Raw genomic sequence first — 19,043 nt, forward strand, 5'->3', positions numbered from 1 at the left:
GAACGCTGCCCTCAGCTGGCGGGGGCGGGGGGTGTGAGGGGCCGGCGCGCGGGCGGGGCGGGGGTGTGAGGGGTTCGCGCGCGGGCGGGACGGGGGTGTGAGGGGGCCGCGTGCGGGGCCGGGCCGGGGTGTGAGGCGGGGGCACGCACGGCCCTGACCTGCGGCGGCCGAACGGAAGGCCTTAGGGTCACGGGCATGCCCGACATACCCGTGACCGTCGTAGCCCTGCTCTGTCTGGCCGCTCTCGCGGCGGGCTGGATCGACGCGGTCGTCGGTGGAGGCGGGCTGCTGCTGTTGCCGGCCCTGCTGCTGGGGCTGCCCGCGGCCACCCCGGCCGCGTACGCGCTGGGCACCAACAAGGCGATCTCGATCGTCGGCACCAGCGGCGCCGCCCTGACCTACGTCCGCAAGGCGCCGGTCGACACGGGCACGGCCGTGCGCATCGGGCTCGCCGCCCTGGCCGGCTCCTCCGTGGGCGCCTTCTTCGCGGCCGGCATGAGCACGGACGTGCTGAAGCCGGTGATCATGGTGGTGCTGCTGGGCGTGGCCGCCTTCGTGATCATGCGCCCCGGCTTCGGCCGGGCCCCGGCCGCCGGCCCCGTGGGCCGCCGCCGCAGGCTCGCCGCGATCGGCCTGGCCGGCCTGGGCATCGGCTGCTACGACGGCCTGATCGGCCCCGGCACCGGCACGTTCCTGGTCCTCGCGCTGACCGCGGTCCTCCGGCTGGACCTGGTCACCGCCTCCGCCACCGCGAAGATCGTCAACTGCTGCACCAACGGGGGCGCCCTCGCGATGTTCGCCTGGCAGGGCACGGTGCTGTGGCGGTTCGCGGCCCTGCTCGCCGTCTTCAACCTCGCGGGCGGCACCCTCGGCGCCCGCACCGCCCTCAAGCAGGGCAGCGGCTTCGTGCGGATCGTCCTGCTGACGGTCGTCCTGGCGCTGGTGGCGAACCTGGCCTACGGACAGTGGTTGGCCTGACCAGGGGTCACCGGCTGCCGGTCAGACGGGCGAACACCACCACGTTGCCCCGGTAGCCGGTCGTGCGCGAGTAGCCGCCGCCGCAGGTGATGACGCGCAGCTCGGGGCGGGCCGCGGCGCCGTAGACCTTCTCGTCGGGGAAGGCACTGGCCGCGTACACCTCCACCGCGTCCACGGTGAACACGGCCACGCTGCCGTCCTGGCGGTCCACCTCGATGCGGGCGCCCCGCCTGAGGGCGCCGAGGTCGTAGAAGACGGCGGGGCCCTCGGTGTTGTCGACGTGCCCGGCGACGATCGCGGTGCCGGTCTCGCCGGGCATGGTGCCCGCCTCGTACCAGCCGGCGAGGTTCTTCCGGTCGGCGGGCGGCACGTCCAGGCTGCCGGCCGGCGTGAGGGCCAGCGCCATCAGCGGGGCGTTCACGTGGATCGCGGGGATGCGGATGCGGGTGGGCGGGGACGGGGCGAGCGGGGGTGCGGCGAGCCGCTCACCGCCCGGATCGGGGCGGCCCTCGGCGGCCGGCGGCTGCGGTGGCGCGTGCTCCCCGGCGCCGCCGCCGAGCAGCCACACCGCCGACCCGAGGGCCACGACGGTGAGCGCGGCTATCGCGGTGTCGCCGAGCCGGGCACGCCTGGCGCTGCTGCGCATACCAACCCCTCTCCCGGGGGCGGCCCCCCGAAGGCCCCTCCCCCTCCGGGCCGCGAGGGGCATCGGACCCGGAGGGGGCGGGACGTGCGGTACCGGCGGACGGACAGCGGAGGGTGTCCGTCAGATCCCGTCGCCTCTCGCCCGGCGATGCAGGAGCCAGGTACCGCCCGCGGCGGCGACGGCCAGAGCGGCCACGCCCGCCGCGGTCTGCACGGGGTCGGTGCCGAGTGCGCCGCCGACCCCCGTCTTCACGCTTCCCCGCGGCTGCACCTGCTGGTGCACCGCGCTGAGGGCCACCACCAGGTCGCCCTTCACCTGCCGGGCGCCCTCGGCGCACTCGGCGACGATCTCGTACGTCCCCGGCTGCGCGCTCGGCGGCACCCGGAACTGGCCGATGGCCTCGCCCTGGTGGGTGGTGGGCGCCAGCGGGAAGGTGCCGGCGCCGACGGCGCCCGCGTCCCCGGTCGCGGCTCCGCGTTCGCCGCACGCGGCCGTGTTCACCGTGACCTGCGCCCCGGGGGCCGCGGTGTAGGGGTACACGTCCAGGCGACCGGCGCGGGTGTCACCGGCATGGGCGGGTGCCGCGGCGGCCACGGCGAGCGCGGTACCGGTCAGCAGACGGGCGGTGCGTCGCATGGTGCTCCCCAGAGCTTGTCCGACTGGTGCTTTACCGAGGTAAATGGCTCCGTGGTCCGCTCGCTTGCTGACAGAGCGTCAGGTATTGCGGAGAACGGGTGTCGGGCCGGCCCCGCACGGGCTAGTCCCGGGGGAGGTTCTGGCTGGTCAGGGGCGTGCCGGGTGCCGCCGGGAGGTAGTAGTACGAAAAGAACACGAATGGAGCGAGGGGTGCCGGTGAACGGGTGACGGGGTGTCAGCGTCCGCCGGGCGCCCGGGGCGGGCCGGCGGTGGTGCGCCGCGCGCCCGGAGGCGTGACAGAGGCCGGCGCCCGCCCGGGCGCCGGCCTCCCGCCGTCGGCTGTGGGGGGTCAGCTGACGTTGACCGCGCTCCAGGCCGCGGCCACCGCGTTGTACTCGGTGCTGCCGGAGCCGTAGAGGTCCTTGGCCGCGTTCAGCGTGGCGGTCCGGGCGCCCTTGTAGTTCGTCGAGGACGTCATGTAGACCGTCAGCGCCCGGTACCAGATCCTGCCGACCTTGTCCCGGCCGATGCCGGTGACCGTCGAGCCGTTGGACGTCGGCGAGTTGTAGTCGACGCCGTTGATGGTCTTCGCGCCGCTGCCCTCGGCGAGCAGGTAGGCGAAGTGGTTGGCGACGCCCGAGGAGTAGTGGACGTCGAGGTTGCCGACCGACGAGCTCCAGTAGTCCGCGGAGCTGCCGTCCCTGGACGGCTTGTCCATGAAGCGCAGGGCGGCCTTGCCGAAGCCCGGCTTCACGATCTCCTCGCCGATGAGGTAGTCGCCCTGGTCGGAGGAGTTGTTCGCGTACCACTCGACCATCGTGCCGAGGATGTCGGAGGTGGCCTCGTTGAGTCCGCCGGACTCGCCCGAGTAGGTCAGCGCGGCCGTCTTCGACGTCACGCCGTGGCTCATCTCGTGCCCGGCGACGTCCAGCGCCACCAGCGGCCCGAAGGTGGTGCCGTCACCGTCGCCGTACGTCATGCAGAAGCAGCTGTCGTCCCAGAAGGCGTTGTTGTAGTTGCTGCCGTAGTGGACGCGGTTGTACGAGCCCTTGCCGTCGCCCGCGATGCCGTTGCGGCCGTGGACGTTCTTGTAGTAGTCCCAGGTCTCGTTGGTGCCGTACTGGGCGTCGACGGCGGCCGAGGAGCGGTCGGAGGTGGCGCCGCTGCCCCAGTGGTTGTCGGCGTCCGTGAACAGGGTCGCGGGGGCCCGGCTGAAGCAGATGCCGAAGAAGCACAGGTCGGTCTTGTTCTCCGCGTCGCCGGTGTAGGTGTTGCCCCGGGTCGGGTCCTTGAGCTGGTACGACGATCCCGACTGGGTCGTCTCCAGCGGCACCGTCCCGCTGTACAGGGACCTGCCGTCGCCGGTCGCCGTCTCGATGCTGTCCCAGGCGTCGATCTGGGCGCCGGTGCGGGCGTCGGTCAGCACGGTGCGGGCGACCGGGTTGCCGAGCGAGTCCTGGCCCACGGCGTCGGTGCGCCAGGCGAGGCGCGGCGTGCCGTGCAGGGCGTCGACCACCAGCTCCGGCTTGGCCTTGACCCGGGCCAGCCTCTCGCCGAGGTGGGCCGCGCGCAGGGCGTTCACCGCGAGGCCGGCGGCCTTCGGGCCGGACACCTCCGGGGTGACGGAGGACAGGGATATCCGGGTGTGCGTCGCCCGGTCGGCGCCGCGGTAGGCGCCGCCGGAGGCCAGGTGGACGACGAAGTCGCCGCCCAGCACCGGCAGGTGACGGTAGGTGCGGTCGTAGCGGACGTGCTGGGTGCCGTCCCCGTCGACGATCACGTCCCGCACGCCGGTGTCCTCGGCGGAGGTGAGGCCGAGGCCGGCGGCGTGGGCGAGAAGCGCCGACGCCGCGTTCCGGACGGCCGTGGCGCGGGTCGGTCTGCCGTCTGCGTGGGCGGCGGGGGACAGGGCGGTTGCCAGCAGGGTCGCGGTGGTGACGGCGATGCCGGCCGTGGCGATGCGACGGGATCCTCGGACGTGCCGTATCCGGCTCATCGGTCTCCTCGGGGGACGCGCCTGGAAGGCGTGGGGGTGGGCGCTGACGTGTCCACGATTTAAATGCCCATGACATGTCATGTCCATAGCGCCTTCATGGAGATGTGTGACGAGCCGGAGGGGGTAGAGAATCGTTTCCGTGATCACTCCGGAGTCCCGGCGGGCCCTGCCCTTCTTCGTCTACGGCACGCTGCGCCCCGGCGAGCCCAACCACGACCTGTTCCTGCGGGGCCGCACCGCCGCCGAGGAACCGGCCCGCCTCCCGGACGCCGTCCTGTACGACGGCCCCGGCTACCCCTACGCCGTAGACCGGCCCGGAACCGAGGTGCGCGGGGAACTGGTGACGGCCCGGACGGAGACGTACGAGGACCTGCTCACGGCCCTGGACCGGCTGGAGGAGTACGTGCCGGGCGACCCCCGCAACCTGTACGTACGCGTCACCCGGGACGTCCTGCGCCCCGACGGCACCGCCGTACGGGCCTGGGTGTACCTGGCCGCCCCGCACGTCGCCGCCCGGCTGAGCGCCACGGGCAACCGCATAGCGACCGGTGACTGGCTGTCCCGCCGCTGAACCGCGTCACCCGTGTCCGGCGGGCCGGCGCACCTTCTCCACCCGCACCGCACAGGACTTGAACTCCGGCATGCGGGAGACCGGGTCGAGCGCCGGGTTGGTGAGGGTGTTGGCGCGGCCCTCGCCCGGCCAGTGGAAGGGCATGAAGACGGTGTCCGGGCGGATGGAGTCCGTGATCCGGGCGGGCGCCACCGCGCGGCCCCGGCGGGAGACCACCGCGAGCGGGTCGCCCTCGGCCGCGCCCAGGCGGGCCGCGAGACGCGGGTGCAGCTCCACGAAGGGTCCGGGCGCCGCCGCGTTCAGCTCGGCCACGCGCCGGGTCTGCGCCCCCGACTGGTACTGCGACACCACCCGGCCGGTGGTCAGCAGCAGCGGGTACTCGGCGTCCGGCTCCTCCGCCGTCGCCCGGTGGGTCGCGGCGGCGAACCGGGCCCGGCCGTCAGGGGTCGCGAAGCGGTCCAGGAAGAGGCGCGGGGTGCCGGGGTGCACGGCGGGGGCGGCCGGTGCGGCGCCGCCGTCCCGGTCCGGGGCGTCCGGCTCGACGTCGAACAGGGCGTCCTCGCCGTCGCCGCCGTCCCCCTCGGCCGGGACGGGTGCCGGGCACGGCCAGAACACGCCGTCCTCCTCCGCCAGCCGGCGGTAGGTGATGCCCGAGTAGTCGGCGGGGCCGCCCGCGCTGGCCCGGCGCAGTTCGGCGAAGACCGCCTCGGGGTCGGTCGGGAACCCCTTCTCCACGCCGAGGCGGGCGGCCAGTTCGTGCAGGACGTACAGGTCGCTGCGGACGCCCGGCGGGGGAGCGACCGCCTGGCGGCGCAGCAGGACCCTGCCCTCCAGGCTGGTCGTCGTGCCCGTCTCCTCCGCCCACTGCGTCACCGGCAGCACCACGTCCGCCAGCTCGGCCGTCTCCGACAGGACGACGTCCGCGACCGCGAGGAAGTCCAGCGAGCGCAGTCGCTCCTCGACGTGCGCCGCGCGCGGCGCCGACACCACCGGGTTGGAGCCCATCAGCAGCAGCGCCCGGATGTCCGTGCCGAGCGCGTCGAGGAGTTCGTAGGCGCTGCGCCCGGGCCCCGGCAGGCTGTCCGGGTCGACACCCCACACCCCGGCCACGTGCCGCCGCGCCGCCGGATCGTCCAGCTTGCGGTACCCGGGCAACTGGTCGGCCTTCTGGCCGTGTTCGCGCCCGCCCTGCCCGTTGCCCTGCCCGGTCAGGCAGCCGTAACCGGACAGCGGGCGGCCCGCGCGGCCGGTCGCCAGGCACAGGTCGATCCACGCGCCCACCGTGTCCGTGCCCTTGGACTGCTGCTCGGGGCCGCGCGCGGTGAGCACCATCGCCGACTCCGGCTCGCAGAACATCCGCACCGCCTGCCGCAGTAGTGGAACGGACACCCCCGTGATCCGCTCCACGTACTCCGGCCAGTGGGCCATCGCCGCCGCCCGGGCCTCCTCCCAGCCCGTGGTGCGCTCACGGATGTACTCCTCGTCCGTGCGGCCCTCGGCGATCACCAGGTGCAACAGGCCGAGGGCGAGGGCGAGATCGGTACCGGGCCGGGGCGCGAGGTGCAGGTCGGCCTGGTCGGCGGTCCGGGTGCGGCGCGGGTCCACGACGATCAGGGTGCCGCCGTTCTCGCGCAGCTCGGTGAAGAAGCGCAGCGACGGGGGCATGGTCTCGGCCAGGTTCGAGCCGACGAGGATCACGCACCCGGTCCTCGGGATGTCCTCCAGCGGGAACGGCAGCCCCCGGTCGAGGCCGAACGCCCTGGTGCCGGCCGCCGCGGCCGAGGACATGCAGAAGCGGCCGTTGTAGTCGATCTGGGAGGTGCCCAGCGCGACCCGCGCGAACTTGCCCAGCGCGTAAGCCTTCTCGTTGGTCAGCCCGCCCCCGCCGAACACCCCCAGCGCGTCGGGCCCGCTGTGCGCCCGCACCGACGACAGCGCTCCGGCGATCCGGTCCAGGGCCTCCTCCCAGCCCGCCTCCACCAGCCGTCCGCCGGAGCGCACCAGGGGAGTGGTCAGCCGGGCCGCCGGCGACAGCACCTGGGCGGCCGTACGGCCCTTGCCGCACAGCGCGCCCCGGTTCACCGGGAAGTCCGGGCGCTCGGAGACCTCGACGCCACCCCGCGGCAGGGGCGTGATGTTCATCCCGCACTGCAGGGCGCAGTACGGGCAGTGGGTGGGCGTCGAGGCGGTCTCCATGCCGACCAGCGTGCTTCGGCCGTGTTACGGCCCGTGGCGGCTCCTTGTTACACGGCCGGGAAGCCGACCTCCCCGTGCCGGTCCACCCGCCGTGAGGAGGCCTCCCGGCGAGCCGCGCTCCGGCCCGTCAGCGCCCCGCGGCGAGCGCCCGCGCCACGCCCGGCTCCTTCGGCCCGAGGAACCGCGGATCCGGTTCGAACAGCGCGTCCAGCGCCGCCTTGCCCGCCGCGAACACCTCGCGCGTGCCGCCGTAGTACCAGGTCACGTCGTGCTTGGCGGCCACCCCGACCCCGTAGGAGTCCACCCCTGCCGCCTCGCACAGCGCCACCGCGCGCCGGATGTGGAAGTCCTGGCTGATCAGCACCGCCCGGTCGACACCGAAGATCTTCTTGGCCCGCACGCAGGAGTCCCAGGTGTCGAAGCCGGCGTAGTCGCTGACGATCCGCGTGTCCGGCACCCCGTGCTTCGTGAGGTAGGCGCGCATGGCGTCGGGCTCGTCGTAGTCCTCGCGGCTGTTGTCGCCGGTGACGAGGACGACCTCGATCCGGCCCGCCTCGTAGAGCCTGGCCGCCGCGTCCAGGCGGTGCGCGAGGTACGGCGACGGCTCCCCGTCCCACAGCCCGGCCCCGAACACCACCGCGACCTCCGTGCGCGGCACGTCCGCCGTCGTGCGCAGCCGGTCCGCGGTCGACACGTACAGCCAGGTGGCCGGCAGCAGCGCCAGCACGCACACGGCCATCAGGGCCTGCACCAGCCGCCGCTGCCCCGTGCGGGTGCGCGGCAGCCGCGGTCGACGGATCCTCATTCGGCCCCCAGTGATCGATCCCCCGGTGATCGCTTCCGACCGTGGAAGACGCGCGCGCGGACGGTCCGGTTCGCCCGGGTCCGGCCGTCCGTTCCCCGCGCGGTGCGCCGGCCCTTCCCTCACCTCGTGCATCCGTATGACGTGAAGCCGCGGAAAACACCCGTGACGGCGACGCAACGGGCCCGCAACGTCGCCCCGTCAGGATCCCTCCATGACGGCCTCGAACCCACCCCGCGACGAGCCCCCCGTCCATCTCGACAGTACGGCGCAACTCATGAACAGCATCAGCAGCCAGGTCGCCGGCCGGCTCCGGCTCGTTTCCACGGGCGCACGCCGCCGTCCGGCACCGCCCGCACTCGTCCTGGTCGGCCACGGCAGCCGCGATCCGCGCGCGCTGGAGACCGTGCGGGCCCTCATGGACCGGGTACGGGCGCTGCGCCCCGGCCTCGCCGTCCACCTGGGGCACATCGAGCTGAACGAGCCCCTGCTGCCGGACACCCTCGCCGCCCTCGGCGGCACCCCGGCCGTCCTGGTCCCGCTGCTCCTGTCCCGCGGCTACCACGTCAAGCGGGACATCCCCGAGATGGCCGCCGTGGCACCGGCGCCCGCGCGCGTGGCCGCCCCGCTCGGCCCGCACCCCCTGCTCGTGGAGACCCTGCACGACCGGCTGGTGGAGGCGGGCTGGCCGGCGGACCCGGACGGCCGCACGCGCCGCGCGAGCGCCGTCGTCCTGGCCGCGGCCGGCTCCCGCGACCCCGACTCGGCGACCGACACCCGCCGCACCGCCCGCCTGCTCGCCGGCCGGCTGGGCGTGCCGGTGATCCCCGCGTACGCCTCGGCGGCGACCCCGACGGTCGACACGGCGGTGCGCGCGCTGGCCGCCCGCGGCCGGCACCGGGTGGCGGTGGCGTCGTACTTCACGGCCCCGGGCCGCTTCGCGACCCAGTGCGCGGACCGGGCCCCGTGGCTCGCGTCGGCCCCGCTGGGCGACCACCCCTCGATGGCCCACCTGATCCTGGACCGCTACGACCAGGCACGCACACCGGCGGCGGCGCAGCCGGCCTCGGCCTGACGCCGCCCGGCAGCCCCACGCACCCCACGGCGCCGGACCACTCCGGCACCCTCCGGCCGCCACGCCGGCGCCGGGAGACGCCACCGCCGTGCGGCCCGCGTCGACGACGAGAGCGATCCCGGCGCGGTGCGGCCGCCCGCCCGGTCTCGCCCGCGCCCGTGTTCCTCGGCCGCCGGGCGGCCCGTATGGGTGACGGGAGCGCTCCGGAGCCTTCTGGCCGCCGCTCGGCCCTGCCCGCGCCCGGGGGTTCTTCCGCCGTCGCGCGGACCCTGTGGGTGACGGGCGTCAGCCGGGGCGCCGCTCGGGCGCCTCGCGGCCGTCCGCCCGGGCTGCCCGTGCCGGGGCCGGCGGCGCCGTGCGGCCCCTCCAGGGTGATGACGGGAGTCGCCGGACAGGCCCCGGCGCACGGGTTTGCCGGCCGCGTCAGCGGTTTGCCGGGCCCGGCGCTTACTGTCGAGCCATGGAAGGCACCGCACCCTCTTCGGCCTACGACCCGGCGTCGGCCGAACGCTGGGCTCCCGAACCCGACAAACGCCCCGGCCGCACCGCCTTCCAGCGCGACCGGGCCCGCATCCTGCACTCCGCGGCACTGCGGCGCCTCGCCGGCAAGACCCAGGTGGTCACGCCCGGCACCCGCAGCCGGGCCTGGGACGCCAGCCCCCGCACCCGGCTCACGCACTCCCTGGAGTGCGCCCAGGTGGGCCGGGAACTCGGCGCGGCCCTCGGCTGCGACCCCGACCTCGTCGAAGCGGCCTGCCTCGCCCACGACCTCGGCCACCCGCCCTTCGGCCACAACGGCGAACACGCCCTGAACGAGTTCGCCGACGACTGCGGCGGCTTCGAGGGCAACGCCCAGTCCCTGCGCCTGCTCACCCGCATCGAGCCCAAACGTTTCACCGAGGACGGCTCCGTCGGCCTCAACCTCACCCGCGCCACCCTAGACGCCGCCACCAAGTACCCCTGGCCGCGCGGCGCCCACCCCACCGACCCGGCGTCCGGGAAGTTCGGCGTCTACGAGGACGACAGCCCGGTCTTCGACTGGGTCAGGAAGCACGCCCCCGGCACCCGCACCTGCTTCGAGGCGCAGGTCATGGACTGGTCGGACGACGTGGCCTACTCGGTGCACGACGTCGAGGACGGCCTGCACGCCGGCCATGTCGACCCCGGCAGCCTCCGCGCGCGGTCCGAGCGGCAGGCCGTGTTCGAGGTCGCCGTCGGCCGCTACGTCCCCGCGGACACCGACCCCGCCGAACTCGCCGCGGCCCTCGACCGCCTGCAGGAGCAGGAGTGGTGGCCGCACGGCTACGACGGCACGGCGGTCGCCCAGGCCCGCCTCAAGGACGCCACCAGCCAGCTCATCGGCCGCTTCTGCCTGGCCGCCGAGGGCGCCACCCGGGCCGCGTACGGCAGCGGCCGGCTCACCCGCTACGGCGCCGAACTCGTCGTACCGCGCGGGACCCGCATGGAGTGCGCGGTGCTCAAGGCGGTCGCCGACCGGTACGTGATGCAGCGCGCCGAGCAGGAGCGGCTGCGCCGGGACCAGCGGGTGATCGTCGCCGAACTGGCGCAGGCGCTCACCGCCGGCGCCCCCGACGGCCTGGACCCGCAGTTCCGGGCCCTGTTCCGGACGGCACCCGACGACGCCGCGCGCAAGCGGGTGATCGTCGACCAGATCGCGTCCCTGACCGACGCGTCCGCGCTCTCCCTGCACGCGAGACTGACCGGGCATATGTAGGGGGAAAGTGACCCGTCGTGGCCTGATCGGGTCACCCCCTCTTCCCGCAGCACGCCACGTGCGGGAGGCTCGCATGTGGCGGCACCCTTACGAGGAGGCATCAAGTGGTCGACGCGGATCAGACATTCGTCATCGTCGGAGGCGGCCTCGCCGGAGCGAAGGCGGCCGAGACGCTCCGTGCGGAGGGCTTCAGCGGCCGGGTGATACTGATCTGCGACGAACGCGACCACCCCTACGAGCGGCCGCCGCTGTCCAAGGGCTACCTGCTGGGCAAGGAGGAGCGGGACAGCGTCTTCGTGCACGAGCCCGCCTGGTACGCGCGCAACGACGTCGAACTGCACCTCGGCCAGACCGTGGACCGGATCGACCGCGCCGCGAAGACCGTGCACTTCGGCGACGACGGCACCCTCGTGCACTACGACAAGCTGCTCCTGGCCACCGGCGCCGAACCGCGCCGCCTCGACATCCCCGGCACCGGCCTGGCGGGCGTCCACCACCTGCGCCGGCTGGCGCACGCCGAGCGCCTCAAGGGCGTCCTGGGCGCCCTCGGCCGGGACAACGGGCACCTCGTGATCGCCGGCGCCGGCTGGATCGGCCTGGAGGTCGCGGCGGCGGCCCGCGAGTACGGCGCCGAGGTCACCGTGATCGAGCCCGCGCCGACCCCGCTGCACGGCGTGCTCGGACCCGAGCTGGGCAACGTCTTCGCCGAACTGCACCGCGCGCACGGCGTCCGCTTCCACTTCGGGGCGCGGCTCACCGAGATCGTCGGCCAGGACGGCATGGTCCTCGCCGCCCGCACCGACGACGGCGAGGAGCACCCGGCCCACGCCGTCCTCGCGGCGATCGGCGCGGCCCCGCGCACCGCGCTCGCGGAGGCGGCGGGACTCCGGCTGGCCGACCGCGCGCACGGCGGCGGCGTGGTGGTGGACGAAGCGCTGCGCACGTCCGACCCGGACATCCACGCGGCCGGTGACGTCGCCGCCTTCCCGCACGCCCTGTTCGGCACCCGGCTGCGGGTGGAGCACTGGGCCAACGCCCTGAACGGCGGCCCGGCCGCCGCCCGGGCGATGCTCGGCCAGGACGTCACCTACGACCGCGTGCCCTACTTCTTCACCGACCAGTACGACCTGGGCATGGAGTACAGCGGCTGGGCGCCCCCCGGGTCGTACGACGAGGTGGTGATCCGGGGCGACGCCGGCAGGCGGGAGTTCATCGCCTTCTGGGTGAAGGAGGGCAGGGTCCTCGCCGGGATGAACGTGAACGTGTGGGATGTCACAGAGCCGATCCAGCGCCTCATCCGTTCCCGCGCCAGGGTGAACACGGAGGCGCTCGCCGACCCGCACGTGCCCCTCGACGGCCTCGGCGCGTGACCCGCGCGGGCACCGGGCCTGTCACTCGGCCCCCGTAGAATTCACTCGTGGCAGGACGGATCAACGACGAGGACGTGAAGGCGGTACGGGACGCGGTCCCGATCGACGCCGTGGTCTCCGAGTACCTCCAGCTGCGCAACGCGGGCGGCGGCAACCTCAAGGGCCTGTGCCCGTTCCACGACGAGAAGTCGCCGTCCTTCCAGGTCAGCCCGAGCAAGGGGCTCTTCCACTGCTTCGGCTGCCAGGAGGGCGGCGACACCCTCACCTTCGTCATGAAGGTGGACCACCTCTCCTTCTCGGAGGCGGTGGAGCGGCTGGCCGCCCAGGCCGGCATCACCCTGCGCTACGAGGAGGGCGGGTACAACCCGGCCCACCAGCGCGGCGAGCGCATCCGCCTGGTCGAGGCGCACAAGACCGCCGCCCAGTGGTACGCCGAACAGCTCGCCACCGGACCCGAGGCCGAGACCGGCCGGATCTTCCTCGCCGAGCGCGGTTTCGACCAGGCCGCCGCCGAGCACTTCGGCGTCGGCTACAGCCCCCAGGGCTGGGACCACCTCACCCGCTACCTGCGCGGCAAGGGGTTCAGCGACAAGGAACTGCTCCTGTCCGGCCTGGCCCAGGAGGGCCGCCGCGGCCCCATCGACCGCTTCCGGGGCCGGCTGATGTGGCCCATCAGGGACATCGGCGGCGAGGTCGTCGGCTTCGGCGCCCGCAAGCTGTACGAGGCGGACAACGGCCCGAAGTACCTGAACACCCCCGAGACGCCGATCTACCGCAAGAGCCAGGTGCTCTACGGCATCGACCTCGCGAAGAAGGACATCGCCAAGGCCAGCCGGGCCGTGGTCGTGGAGGGCTACACGGACGTCATGGCCTGCCACCTCGCCGGAGTGACGACGGCCATCGCGACCTGCGGCACGGCCTTCGGCGGCGAGCACATCAAGATCCTGCGCCGGCTGCTGATGGACAACGGCTCCGCCCGCGTGATCTTCACCTTCGACGGCGACGCCGCCGGACAGAAGGCCGCCCTGCGCGCCTTCGAGGACGACCAGAAGTTCGCCGCCGAGACGTACATCGCGATCGCGCCCGACGGCATGGACCCGTGCGACCTGCGCCTGGCCAAGGGCGACGAGGCGGTCGCCGACCTGGTCGAGCCCCGCACGCCGCTGTTCGAGTTCGCGCTCCGCCAGATCGTGAGCCGCTACGACCTCGACACCCCGGCGGGCCGCGCGGCCGCGCTGGACGAGGCCGCCCCGGTCGTCGCCCGGATCAAGAACAGCGGCGCGCAGCACGAGGTCGCCGTCGAGCTGGCCGGCATGCTCGGCATCCTCGACACCCAGTTCGTGGTCCGGCGCGTGGCCCAGCTGGCCCGCTGGGCCCGCGAGGGCGGCGGCCGGGCGCCGGCACCGGCGCGGCAGCACCGCCCCCAGCAGACGCCCGAGCCGTCCCGGGCCCCGTCCGGCCCCGCCCTGACCCTGCGCAACCCCGTCTACGCCACCGAGCGCGAACTGCTCAAACTCGCCCTGCAGCGCCCCGAGCTGGTGTCGCCCGCGTTCGACGCGTACGGCGTCGACGAGTTCACCGCCCCGCCCTACGCGGCCGTCCGCCAGGCGATCGCGGAGGCGGGCGGCGCCGAGCACGGCACCCAGGACGCCCAGGAGTACTTGGTCCGGGTCCGCGAGGCGGCCCCCGACGACACGGTGCGGGCGATGGTGACGGAGCTGGCCGTGGAGGCGATCATGCGCCGCACGGTCGACGAGGCCTACGCGGGCGAACAGCTCGTCACCGTCCGGCGCCGGGCCGTCGCCCGCCGGCTCACCGACCTGCAGGGCACACTGACCCGGCTCGGGCACTCGGATCCGGCCCAGTCGGCCGCCATCCAGAACGAGATGATGATCCTGACCAGGTACGACAGGGCTCTGCAGGACGAGGGCCCGTCGGCGCTCTGAGCCACCGGGATCACCAGCCGGTCACGAACCGGATGCAAAAAGTCACCGCACGCCCCTCGTGGTGGCGTTGTGTCTTACCCCACACTGGGCCGAGTACCGCTGCCGTACACCTCCGCAGCGATCAGCCTGGAGGTCGCCCCCGTGCAGACCCGGACCCTCAGTCAGACCCACAGCAGCGCCGGCGCCACCGCGGACGAGCCGGAGGCGGAGAGGGACGTGTCCGTGGCCGTGCCCCCGCAGAACCGCGCCGCCGCGCACCCGGAGACGGTGCCCGCCGAACCGGCGGAGCCGCCCGCCGGGGAACTGGCGGAGGAACCCGAGGACCCCGGGGGACCCGGCGCGTCCGGGGAGGCCGCGGAGGCGGTCGAGGCCGAGGAGGAGGCCGCCGGGTCCGCCGGGTCACCCGCGGCCGTCCGCGCGGAGACCGGGGGCCCCTCCGCCGACCTGTTCCGCCAGTACCTGCGCGAGATCGGCCGCATCCCGCTGCTCACCGCCGCCGAGGAGGTCGACCTCGCCCGCCGGGTGGAGGCCGGGCTGTTCGCCGAGGAGAAACTGGGCGGCGCCCCCGACCTGGACAGCCGGCTGGCCGACGACCTGGACCGGCTGGTGGTCATGGGCCGGATGGCCAAACGCCGGCTCATCGAGGCCAATCTGCGGCTCGTGGTCTCCGTCGCCAAGCGGTACGTCGGCCGCGGCCTGACCATGCTCGACCTCGTGCAGGAGGGCAACCTCGGGCTGATCCGCGCGGTGGAGAAGTTCGACTACGCGCGCGGCTACAAGTTCTCCACCTACGCCACCTGGTGGATCCGCCAGGCCATGTCCCGGGCCCTGGCCGACCAGGCCCGCACCATCCGGGTGCCCGTCCACGTGGTGGAGCTGATCAACCGGGTCGTCCGGGTCCAGCGCCGCATGCTCCAGGAGCGGGGGTACGAGCCGACGCCCGAAGAGGTCGCCGCCCACCTCGACCTCCCCCCGGAGCGGGTCGGCGAGGTGCTGCGCCTCGCCCAGGAGCCGGTGTCGCTGCACGCCCCGGTCGGCGAGGAGGACGACGTCGCCCTCGGCGACCTCATCGAGGACGGCGACGCGGCGAGCCCGGTCGAGTCCGCCGCGTTCCTCCTGCTGAGGGAGCACCTGGAGGTGGTGCTCTCCACCCTCGGCGAGCGCGAGCGCAAGGTCGTCCAGCTCCGCTACGGGCTGGTCGACGGCCGCCCCCGCACCCTGGAGGAGATCGGCCGCATCTTCGGCGTGACCCGGGAGCGGATACGGCAGATCGAGTCCAAGACCCTCAACAAGCTGCGCGACCACGCCTTCGCCGACCAGCTGAGGGGATACCTGGACTGAGGAAGGGGCCGCCCACCGGGCGTGAGCGGCCCCCGTGAGCGACCCCCGTGGGATCAGTCGACCTCGGCCACCGCCTGTGCGAACTGGGCCTTGTACAGGCGGGCGTAGGCGCCGTCGGCCGCCAGCAGCTCCGTGTGCGAGCCCTGTTCGACGATGGAGCCGTTCTCCATCACGAGGATCGTGTCCGCGTCCCGGATGGTCGACAGCCGGTGAGCGATCACGAACGACGTGCGCCCGGCCGCCAGCTTGGCCATCGCCTTCTGGATCAGCACCTCCGTGCGGGTGTCCACGGAACTCGTCGCCTCGTCCAGCACCAGGATCACCGGGTCGGACAGGAACGCCCGCGCGATGGTGATGAGCTGCTTCTCACCGGCGCTGACACCCGTGCCCTCGTCGTCGATCACGGTGTCGTAGCCGTCGGGGAGCGTACGGATGAACCGGTCCGCGTGCGCGGCCCGCGCCGCCTCCTCGATCTCCCCGCGCGTGACGTCGCGGGCGGCGCCGTACGCGATGTTCTCCGCGATGGTGCCGCCGAACAGCCAGGTGTCCTGGAGCACCATGCCGATGCCGGACCGCAGCTCGTCGCGGGACATACTCCGGACGTCGACCCCGTCGAGGGTGATCCGCCCGCCGGACACGTCGTAGAACCGCATCAGCAGGTTGACCAGCGTGGTCTTGCCCGCGCCGGTCGGGCCGACGATCGCCACCGTGTGCCCGGGCTCCACCGTGAGCGACAGGTCCTCGATCAGCGGCTTGTCCGGGTCGTACCGGAACGACACGTGCTCCAGCCGCACCCGTCCGCGCAGCTCGGACGGCCGCTCGCCCGGCACCGGGTCCGCCTCCTGCTCCTGCGCGTCCAGGAGTTCGAAGACCCGCTCGGCCGAGGCGACGCCCGACTGCACCAGGTTCGCCATCGAGGCGACCTGCGTCAGCGGCATCGAGAACTGCCGCGAGTACTGGATGAAGGCCTGGACGTCACCGATGGACAGCGCGCCGGACGCGACCCGCAGACCGCCGACGACGGCCACCAGCACGTAGTTGAGGTTCGACACGAACATCATCAGCGGCTGCATCACACCGCTGTTGAGCTGCGCCCGGAACCCGGCCTCGTACAGCGCCTCGTTCTGCTCGGCGAACTGCTTCGCCGACTCCTCCTGCCGCCCGAACACCTGCACGAGGATGTGCCCGGTGTACATCTCCTCGACGTGCGCGTTCAGTTTGCCGGTGGTGCGCCACTGCTGCACGAAGTGCGGCTGGGACCGCTTGCCGACCCGGGTGGCGACCACGAACGACAGCGGCACGGTCACGAGCGCGACCAGCGCCAGGATCCAGGAGACGTAGAACATCATGGCGAGCACGCCGATGATGCTCAGCACCGCGTTGATGAGCTGGCCCATCGACTGCTGCAGCGTCTGCCCGATGTTGTCGATGTCGTTGGTGGCGCGGGAGAGCACCTCGCCGCGCTGGCGCTTGTCGAAGTACGACAGCGGCAGCCGCGACAGCTTCGTCTGCACCTCCTCGCGCAGGCGGTACATGGTGCGGTTCACGGCCCGGTTGACCAGCCGGGTCGCGACGGCCATCAGCAGACCGGCGACCAGGAACGTCCCGAGCGCGAGCAGCAGGACGTCGCCGACGGCGCCGAAGTCGATGCCCTCGCCGGGGGTGAAGTCGGTGCCCTTCAGCACGTCGGCGACGGAGTCCTGCCCCCGGTCGCGCATCGACTGGAGCACCTGCTCCTTGGTGGCGCCGGCGGGCATCTGCCGGCCGACGATGCCGGCGAAGACGAGGTCGGTGGCCCTGCCGAGGATCTTCGGCCCGATCACGTTCAGGGCGACGCTGACCACCACGCAGACCAACAGGGCGTAGACGGTGAGGCGTTCGGGCTTGAACTGGGCGACGAGCCGTTTGCCCGACCCCTTGAAGTCCATCGAGCGCTGGTCGGGGCCGCCCCCGGCCATCATGCGTCCCATGGGCCCGGCCATCAGGCGGCCTCCGCTTCCGTCAGCTGGGAGAGCACGATCTCCCGGTAGGTGTCGTTGGACGTCATCAGTTCCCGGTGCCGGCCGGTGCCGACCACGCGGCCCTCGTCCAGCACGACGATCCGGTCGGCGTCCCGGATGGTCGCCACCCGCTGGGCGACGATGACGACGGTCGCCTCGGCGGTCTCCCGGGCGAGCGCCGCGCGCAGCGCCGCGTCCGTGGCGTAGTCGAGCGCGGAGAAGGAGTCGTCGAAGAGGTAGATCTCCGGGCGCTGCACCAGCGTGCGGGCGATGGCGAGCCGCTGGCGCTGACCGCCGGAGACGTTCGTCCCACCCTGGGAGACCGGGGCGTCCAGACCGCCCTCCAGCTTCCGCACGAAGTCCGCGGCCTGCGCCACCTCCAGGGCGTGCCACAGCTCCTCGTCGGTGGCGTCCGGGTTGCCGTAGCGCAGGTTGGTGGCGACCGTGCCCGCGAACAGGTACGGCTTCTGCGGGACGAGCCCGACGGTCCTCGCGAGCAGCGCGGGGTCGACGTCCTGGACGGGCACACCGTCCACGAGCACCTCGCCCTCGGTGGCGTCGAACAGCCTGGGCACCAGCCCGAGCAGCGTCGACTTGCCGCTGCCGGTGGAGCCGATCACGGCCGTCGTCTCGCCCGGGCGGGCCACCAGTTCGACGGCCTTCAGCACCGGCTCCTCGGCACCCGGATAGCGGAAACCCGCCCCCCGGATCTCCAGGTGGCCGTGCCGGCGCAGCTCGGTGACCGGCGCGAGCGGCGGCACCACGCTGGAGTCGGTCTCCAGGACCTCCTGGATGCGCTCGGCGCAGACCTCCGCGCGCGGCACCATCATGAACATGAAGGTGGCCATCATCACGGACATGACGATCTGCATCAGATAGGCGAGGAACGCGGTCAGGTCGCCGATCGCCATTCCGCCGCTGTCGATGCGGTGGGCGCCGAACCACACCACCGCGATGGACGACAGGTTCACCACCGTCATCACCATCGGGAACATGAGCGCGAGCATCCGCCCGGTGGCCAGCTGCATGTCCGTCAGCTCGGCGTTGGCCTTCCCGAAGCGGCCCTGCTCGTACTCGTCGCGCACGAAGGCGCGGATGACCCGGTTGCCGGTGATCTGCTCGCGCAGCACCCGGTTCACCGTGTCGAGGCGGACCTGCATGGACCGGTACAGCGGCCGCAGCCGGCGCACGATCAGCGTCACGCAGACGCCGAGCACCGGGACGACCGCGACGAGCACCGCGGACAGCGGCACGTCCAGCCCGAGGGCGAGCACGATGCCGCCGACGCACATGATGGGCGCCGACACCATCAGCGTGAACGTCATCAGGGCCAGCATCTGGACCTGCTGCACGTCGTTCGTCGTGCGGGTGATGAGCGAGGGGGCCCCGAAGTGCCCCACCTCACGGGCGGAGAAGGACTGCACCCGGTCGAAGACGGCGCCGCGCAGGTCCCGGCCGAGCGCGGAGGCGGTCCTGGCGCCGAAGTACACGGCGCCGATGTTGCCCGCGACCTGCACCAGCGAGACGCCGATCATCGCGGCCCCGTAGGACAGGATGTAACCCGTGTCGCCCTTCACGACACCGTTGTCGATGATGTCGGCGTTCATGGTGGGCAGATAGAGGGTGGCGCAGGTCTGCAGGAACTGCAGCAGCACCAGGAAGGCTATGGGTTTCTTGTAGGGCCTGAGATAGGTCCGCAGAAGTCGTATGAGCACGCTACGTCTCTCGGAGTGTCGGCGATACGGACGGGG

Annotated in this window: 14 protein-coding genes; 7 read left to right on the top strand and 7 right to left on the bottom strand. The window is 73.3% G+C overall.

What is annotated here, in order from left to right; genetic code table 11:
- Positions 1 to 195 precede the first annotated feature (195 nt).
- Positions 196 to 978, top strand: coding sequence for a sulfite exporter TauE/SafE family protein (locus IE177_RS06640; protein ID WP_190013796.1), 783 nt, complete (start codon positions 196 to 198; stop codon positions 976 to 978).
- Positions 979 to 985: 7 nt separating this feature from the next.
- Here the strand turns inward: IE177_RS06640 and IE177_RS06645 are convergent, their stop codons facing one another.
- The 3 genes from IE177_RS06645 to IE177_RS06655 form a co-directional block, all read right to left on the bottom strand.
- Complete coding sequence (locus IE177_RS06645; RefSeq protein WP_190013797.1) at positions 986 to 1,624, bottom strand: class F sortase; 639 nt, start codon at positions 1,622 to 1,624, stop codon at positions 986 to 988.
- Between the two features lie 120 nt (positions 1,625 to 1,744).
- Positions 1,745 to 2,260, bottom strand: coding sequence for a GVDTG sorting domain-containing protein (locus tag IE177_RS06650; RefSeq protein ID WP_190013798.1), 516 nt, complete (start codon positions 2,258 to 2,260; stop codon positions 1,745 to 1,747).
- 349 nt (positions 2,261 to 2,609) lie between these two features.
- Positions 2,610 to 4,256 carry a M4 family metallopeptidase gene (locus IE177_RS06655; RefSeq protein ID WP_190013799.1) on the bottom strand — a complete coding sequence of 549 codons (1,647 nt, stop codon included), beginning with the start codon at positions 4,254 to 4,256 and terminating at the stop codon, positions 2,610 to 2,612.
- A gap of 139 nt (positions 4,257 to 4,395) precedes the next feature.
- Here IE177_RS06655 and IE177_RS06660 point away from each other — a divergent pair, with 139 nt between their 5' ends.
- Positions 4,396 to 4,827, top strand: coding sequence for a gamma-glutamylcyclotransferase family protein (locus tag IE177_RS06660; RefSeq protein ID WP_373305038.1), 432 nt, complete (start codon positions 4,396 to 4,398; stop codon positions 4,825 to 4,827).
- Between the two features lie 6 nt (positions 4,828 to 4,833).
- On the opposite strand, the gene IE177_RS06665 is transcribed toward IE177_RS06660, so the two are convergent.
- Positions 4,834 to 7,023 (bottom strand): molybdopterin oxidoreductase family protein, encoded by a 2,190-nt coding sequence (locus IE177_RS06665; protein ID WP_190013800.1) that lies wholly within the window; start codon positions 7,021 to 7,023, stop codon positions 4,834 to 4,836.
- Between the two features lie 127 nt (positions 7,024 to 7,150).
- On the bottom strand, positions 7,151 to 7,828 hold the full coding sequence (locus IE177_RS06670) for a SanA/YdcF family protein (protein ID WP_190013801.1): 678 nt from the start codon (positions 7,826 to 7,828) through the stop codon (positions 7,151 to 7,153).
- Positions 7,829 to 8,039: 211 nt separating this feature from the next.
- On the opposite strand from IE177_RS06670, the gene IE177_RS06675 reads away from it, so the two are divergent.
- From IE177_RS06675 to IE177_RS06695, 5 genes are all read left to right on the top strand, one after another.
- Positions 8,040 to 8,900, top strand: coding sequence for a sirohydrochlorin chelatase (locus IE177_RS06675; protein WP_190013802.1), 861 nt, complete (start codon positions 8,040 to 8,042; stop codon positions 8,898 to 8,900).
- A 460-nt stretch (positions 8,901 to 9,360) separates the two neighbouring features.
- Positions 9,361 to 10,635 carry a deoxyguanosinetriphosphate triphosphohydrolase gene (locus IE177_RS06680; protein ID WP_190013803.1) on the top strand — a complete coding sequence of 425 codons (1,275 nt, stop codon included), beginning with the start codon at positions 9,361 to 9,363 and terminating at the stop codon, positions 10,633 to 10,635.
- Between the two features lie 104 nt (positions 10,636 to 10,739).
- A complete protein-coding gene (locus IE177_RS06685; RefSeq protein ID WP_190013804.1) occupies positions 10,740 to 12,005 on the top strand; it encodes an NAD(P)/FAD-dependent oxidoreductase in 1,266 nt (421 codons plus the stop codon).
- A gap of 47 nt (positions 12,006 to 12,052) precedes the next feature.
- Positions 12,053 to 13,951, top strand: coding sequence for a DNA primase (dnaG, locus tag IE177_RS06690; RefSeq protein WP_190013805.1), 1,899 nt, complete (start codon positions 12,053 to 12,055; stop codon positions 13,949 to 13,951).
- Positions 13,952 to 14,020: 69 nt separating this feature from the next.
- Positions 14,021 to 15,292, top strand: a complete 1,272-nt coding sequence (locus IE177_RS06695) for an RNA polymerase sigma factor (protein ID WP_229815916.1) — start codon at positions 14,021 to 14,023, stop codon at positions 15,290 to 15,292.
- A 53-nt stretch (positions 15,293 to 15,345) separates the two neighbouring features.
- Here IE177_RS06695 and IE177_RS06700 read toward each other — a convergent pair whose 3' ends face one another.
- Together IE177_RS06700 and IE177_RS06705 are read right to left on the bottom strand one after the other, a co-directional pair.
- Positions 15,346 to 17,274 (bottom strand): ABC transporter ATP-binding protein, encoded by a 1,929-nt coding sequence (locus IE177_RS06700; protein ID WP_190013806.1) that lies wholly within the window; start codon positions 17,272 to 17,274, stop codon positions 15,346 to 15,348.
- Complete coding sequence (locus tag IE177_RS06705) at positions 17,274 to 19,007, bottom strand: ABC transporter ATP-binding protein (RefSeq protein WP_190013807.1); 1,734 nt, start codon at positions 19,005 to 19,007, stop codon at positions 17,274 to 17,276. Before IE177_RS06705 ends, IE177_RS06700 begins: the two co-directional genes overlap by 1 nt.
- Between the last annotated feature and the right edge of the window lie 36 nt (positions 19,008 to 19,043).

The sequence above is a fragment of the Streptomyces lucensis JCM 4490 genome (genome assembly GCF_014650035.1).
GTDB lineage: Bacteria > Actinomycetota > Actinomycetes > Streptomycetales > Streptomycetaceae > Streptomyces > Streptomyces lucensis.